This is a genomic window from Sulfurimonas sp. (genome assembly GCF_016744025.1).
Classification (GTDB): Bacteria; Campylobacterota; Campylobacteria; order Campylobacterales; family Sulfurimonadaceae; genus Sulfurimonas.
Genome location: NZ_JADGFC010000147.1, coordinates 1 through 5,209 on the forward strand (window position 1 = coordinate 1; position 5,209 = coordinate 5,209).

At 30.6% G+C, this 5,209-nt stretch carries 6 protein-coding genes; 5 read left to right on the forward strand and 1 reads right to left on the reverse strand.

Annotation, left to right across the window (positions count from 1 at the left end):
* The 3 genes from QZZ48_RS13810 to trpC form a co-directional block, all read left to right on the forward strand.
* Positions 1–300 (forward strand): YkgJ family cysteine cluster protein (locus QZZ48_RS13810; protein WP_294966832.1); only part of this gene is annotated, 300 nt, incomplete at its 5' end.
* The gene (locus QZZ48_RS13815; RefSeq protein ID WP_294966834.1) at positions 293–1,579 is read left to right on the forward strand and encodes a hypothetical protein; all 1,287 of its coding nucleotides are present in this window, start codon (positions 293–295) and stop codon (positions 1,577–1,579) included. The genes QZZ48_RS13810 and QZZ48_RS13815, both read left to right, overlap by 8 nt.
* Positions 1,576–2,361, forward strand: coding sequence for an indole-3-glycerol phosphate synthase TrpC (trpC, locus tag QZZ48_RS13820; RefSeq protein ID WP_294966836.1), 786 nt, complete (start codon positions 1,576–1,578; stop codon positions 2,359–2,361). Before QZZ48_RS13815 ends, trpC begins: the two co-directional genes overlap by 4 nt.
* Before the next feature lie 13 nt (positions 2,362–2,374).
* On the opposite strand, the gene QZZ48_RS13825 is transcribed toward trpC, so the two are convergent.
* Positions 2,375–2,818: a GatB/YqeY domain-containing protein gene (locus tag QZZ48_RS13825; RefSeq protein ID WP_294966837.1), complete on the reverse strand. Its 444-nt coding sequence runs from the start codon at positions 2,816–2,818 to the stop codon at positions 2,375–2,377.
* A gap of 129 nt (positions 2,819–2,947) precedes the next feature.
* On the opposite strand from QZZ48_RS13825, the gene flgH reads away from it, so the two are divergent.
* Both flgH and QZZ48_RS13835 read left to right on the forward strand, forming a co-directional pair.
* Positions 2,948–3,625 (forward strand): flagellar basal body L-ring protein FlgH, encoded by a 678-nt coding sequence (gene flgH, locus QZZ48_RS13830; RefSeq protein WP_294966838.1) that lies wholly within the window; start codon positions 2,948–2,950, stop codon positions 3,623–3,625.
* Positions 3,600–5,108, forward strand: a complete 1,509-nt coding sequence (locus QZZ48_RS13835; RefSeq protein ID WP_294966840.1) for a hypothetical protein — start codon at positions 3,600–3,602, stop codon at positions 5,106–5,108. The genes flgH and QZZ48_RS13835 overlap by 26 nt, the downstream gene beginning before the upstream one ends.
* Positions 5,109–5,209: the final 101 nt, after the last annotated feature.

Sequence of the window (5,209 nt, forward strand, 5' to 3'; positions counted from 1 at the left end):
GGTTATATATACGTAAGTAAAAATGAAATAGAAGAAATTAGTAAATTATTAAATTTAGATATTAAAGATTTTGCAAATGAATACCTTTTTAAAAAGGCTTATAAGTACTCTATCAAAGAGATAAAATATAATGACTCATTTGAGTGTATATTTTATGATAGAGATATAAATGGATGTAAAATTTATGCAGCTCGTCCTTCTCAATGTATAACTTTCCCTTTTTGGGATTATTATAAACATAGATTAAATGAGTTACAAGAAGAGTGTCCTGGAATAATAATAGGAAATAATTATGATTAAAATATTTTTACCTCTGTTTTTAGCACTCATTTTTAGTGGATGTTTTTCTTCTTCAGAGTCCCTAAAACCAAATGAGAAAGCTTTTGCCCAAGAAGATGCTTATATACTTTTTGCACTAAGAGCAGAGCAGTTAAAAGACTATGCATCAGCTTCAAGTATTTATAATGCTTTATATGAGAAATCTAATAAAAAAGAATATCTTTATAAATCACTTCAAAATAATTTAGCAGAGAATAAAAATGCTCAAGTTATCAGTAAAGTGGATGAAGTTACAGATGGTAGTTTAGAAGATTCTAAACTAGTAAAACTAAAAATTGTAGCTCTTATCGGAGATAAGAAGTTTGAAGAAGCTAGAGTGATAGCATTATCTTTAGTTGAAAAAACAAAAGAAGTAGATGACTATATATTAGTTAGTGAAATATATGTAAAACAAAAAAAATATGACACAGCACTGAAGTATCTTGAGAGTGCTTATATTAAAAACTATGATGAAAATATATTAGACGTTATGTCTATTATTTTATATGTAAATTTACAAAAAAAGAAACAAGCTATTGCTCAGTTAGAAACTCATGCTAGAATGGTTGGATGGTCCAAGAAAATAGGCACAAGACTTATAGGTTTTTACTCTGATAAAAATGATGTTGAAGGTCTTTTATCAACATACTTAAGACTGTATGAGTTAGAAAAAGATGAAAAAATAGCTAAAAAGATAGTTCAGATATATGCTTATAAAAAAGAGTTTATAAAACTTATGTCATTTTTGCAAAATAGTGGTAGTGATGATGATCTTCTTCTTCAGGTATATATAAATGCTAAAAACTATAAAAAAGCTACTCTTTTAGCCAAAAAACTCTACACTGATAGAGGTGATGTTAATTACCTAGGACAAAGTGCAATCTTTGAATATGAGAGTTATAAAAATAAAAACAGTAAAAAGATGCAAGCCTCAGTTATAAAAAAACTTACAGAAGTTATCAATATAGAAAAAAAACAACTCTATTTAAACTACCTAGGTTATCTTTTAATAGACCACTCTATAGATATAAAAAAAGGCATGAAATACGTACGTGAAGCTTTAAAAGTAGAGCCAAATTCTGCTTTTTATTTGGATTCATTAGCATGGGGTTATTATAAACTTGGAAATTGTAAAAAAGCACTTAAAATAATAACTAAAGCAACAAAACTTGATGGTGGAGATGATCCAGAAGTTCAAGTTCATGTTAAAGCTATAAAAAAATGTAAAAATAAAAAAGTTAAGGGTAAAAAGAAAAAATGATTTTAGATGATATTATAAAAAAAACTAAAGAAGATTTAGTAAAAAGAGAAAAAGAGTTTTCTATGGATTGGCTTGGTAAATCACTTGCTTTTAATGCAAGAGTTCCAAGAGATGTTATTCCATATCTAAAAGCGACTCCAGAAGATCCATATAGAATAATCTCTGAAGTTAAAAAGGCTTCTCCATCTAAAGGTATTATTCGTGAGAATTTTGATCCAATAGAAATAGCTCAAGCATATGAAAGAGGAGGTGCAAGTGCTATATCTATACTTACTGAACCTCACTTCTTTCAAGGATCTTTAGACTATCTTGGTGGGATTAGAAGATATGTTGGCATACCTCTTTTAAGAAAAGATTTTATTGTTTCAAAATATCAGATTGTAGAAGCAATGGTTCATGGTGCAGATTTTATTTTACTAATAGCAGCAGCATTAAGTAAAAAAGAGTTAAAAGAACTTTTAGCATATACAAGACACCTTGGTATGGAGGCTTTAGTTGAAGTTCATGACAAGTCTGACCTAGTTAAAGCAATATATGCCCGAAGTGATATTATCGGTATAAACCATAGAAACCTGAAAACTTTTGAGATGAATATGAATCTATGTTATGAGTTGATTCCAATGATTCCAAACGGTAAGATTATTGTAGCTGAGAGTGGTATTTATGAGCATGGACAACTTGAAGATTTAAGTAAAGCAGGTGTAGATGCATTTTTAGTAGGTGAATCTCTAATGCGTCAAGATGACGAAGAAGCTGCGCTTAAAAAATTGAAGTTCGGTTAGAGGTATTACTGGGTTACCCCAGTAATACTTTTACGCACTCATTTATTCTTTTTCCATCAGCTTTACCAGCTAACTCTTTACTAGCCATTCCCATTACTTTTCCCATATCTTTCATAGTTGAAGCTCCAACTTTAGAGATAATAGCCTTTAATGCAGATGTTAGTTCATCATCACTTAATTGAGCAGGAAGATATGGAGTATAAACAGCAATCTCTTCAAGTTCTATTTGTACAAGGTCATCACGTCCTGCATCTTTAAACTGAGATGCAGCGTCATTTCTTCTTTTAACCTGTGTTTGAATAATTTTTATAATATCTTCATCACTTAACTCTTTTCTTTCATCAACCTCTATTTGCTTAAAAGCACTTGTAAGAAGACGAAGTGCATCTCTCTTTTTTGTCTCTTTAGCTTTCATTGCATTTTTTACATCTTGATTGATTATTTCTCTTAGAGTCATGAATTTCCTTTGGAACTATTTTTGCTAGTATTATAGCTAAATATACGATTTATAAATGAGGCAATAATGCTAAAACAAATGTTAATTTTCCTAATGCCTTTTTATGCTATACTTTTTTTAAGCGGGTGCATGGGAAGCATAGAAAACATGTCTGTTGAAATGGACCCAGAGATTAATTTTAAACCACCTGTATATGTAGAGCAAATGCCGGCTCTTGAAAATAAAAAAGACTATGTATCTACAGGAAGTATCTTTGGACAGGGTGATAACCCACTGTTTTCAGATCACAAGGCAAGACATGTTAATGATATTGTTAGAGTTGTGATTAATGAGAGTGCACAGAGTACAAGCGGAGCAGCAAAAGCACTTAGTGAATCAGGTAATACTGCTTTAGGCGGTGGAGTCTTTAATTCAGACAGTAGAAATATTGCAGTTAATTCGCTTGTTGAAAGAGCAAATAACTTAGGAAAAGTTGATTATACAAGTAGCTCAGAAAGTACTTACACAGGTCAAGGAAGTGCTACAAAAGATGCTTCTTTTAACACAATAGTATCAGCAAGAATAGTTAAAGTTATGGAAAATGGAAATTATTTTATATCAGGTAGAAGAGAAATCTTAGTTGATGATCAAAAACAAATCATACAGATAGGTGGAGTGATTCGCCCTTATGATATTGATCAGTTTAATAAGGTAGATTCTTCTAAAATGAGTGACGCTAAAATACTTTATAAAACACAGGGAGAATTGCAACGTGCGACTAAAGAAGGATGGGGAACAAACATTGTTAAGGCTATTTGGCCGTTTTAGTATAGTACTTTTACTTGCTACTTCAATATTAAATGCTCAAAGTTTTGAAGACTTCAAAAAGTCTAATGCTAAATCTTTTAAAAAGTATAAAGACTCACGTGACAGCACTTTTAATAAATACTTAAAAGAACAATGGGAAGCTTACAATGTGTATAAGGGAACTCCTTTATACTCAAAGCCTAAACCAAGAAGTATCTCTCCAGCAGAACCAAAACAGATTAAAAGTGTTGGTCCAAAAGTAAGTATTATAATCAAAAGAGTAGAACCTGTTAAAGAAAAAGTTACTACACCAAAAGTTAAAAAGAAAACAACTCCAGTACAAGAACCTAAAAAAGATATAGTTATTACAAAAATAAAACCAATAATTGTACAAGAGAAAAAAGATGAAATGCCACCTCGTGACATTGCCTTTAATTATTTTGGTTCTGAACTAGGGTTTGATATATCTGATGGTTTAAAACAAGCAAAATTTTACCCTCAAAACCAAAAAGGAATAAGAAACTTTTTTGATAACGCTGCATCTAGTGATTACAAAAATCTTATATCAGAGATAAAATCTATTAGTAAGTCCATGAAACTAAACGATTGGGGTGTTTACTTACTAGTTTTAGATATATCTAAAAAAGTACATATGAATCATGATAATGCTAATTTACTTAGTTGGTTTATATTTAACAAGCTTGGCTATGCTGTAAAAGTAGGACTTGCTAAAAATCGTGTAGTATTGATGCATTATTCCAATAAGATTATTTATTCAACACCAAACTATAAGTTTTCAAATAAAAAGTTTTATGTTGTATCTAAGTATTCTAAAAGTAGTGTAGGTAGATTATACTCATATAAACAAGATTATCCTGACGCAAAAAAACCTTTAGATCTTTCTTTGAAAACACTTCCAAATCTAAGTAAAGATATTAGGAAAAAAACTCTTTCATTCGAGGAAAACGGCAAGACATATAAGGTTACATTCGATTACAATCAAAACCTTATAGACTTTATGGCTACATATCCACAAGCTGATTATGAAACATATTTTAATTCTCCTTTAGAGACTATGACTTATAACTCAATTGCAAGAGATTTGAAAAAATATGTTGATGGGAAAAAAGCTGGAGATGCTATGAACTTTGTTCTTCATTTTGTTCAAAAATCTTTTAAATATGAAAGAGACAACCAACAATTTGGAAGAGAAAAAGTTATGTTTGCAAATGAGACACTCTACTTTAACAAGTCTGATTGTGAAGATAGAGCGATACTTTTTTCTTATCTTATAAAAGAGTTATTTGGTGTAGGTGTTGTTGGTGTTAAATACAAAGATCACATGGCAACAGCTCTTTATGTCCCAATGTCTGGTGATAGTATCAAAGCAGGGCAGAGAAAGCTTGTATTAGCCGATCCTACCTATATAAATGCAAGTATTGGACAAAGTATGCCTAAGTACAAATCTATAATACCTGATAGCTTTGTAGTTGTTAAAGGATAATAACTATAATGGTTCCCTTTTTCAAGACCAGTAAAACAAGTTTTCTTATTTCACCTCTTTACGATACCAGTGGTAACAGTTTTTGTCTCCTAGGGTCTAAA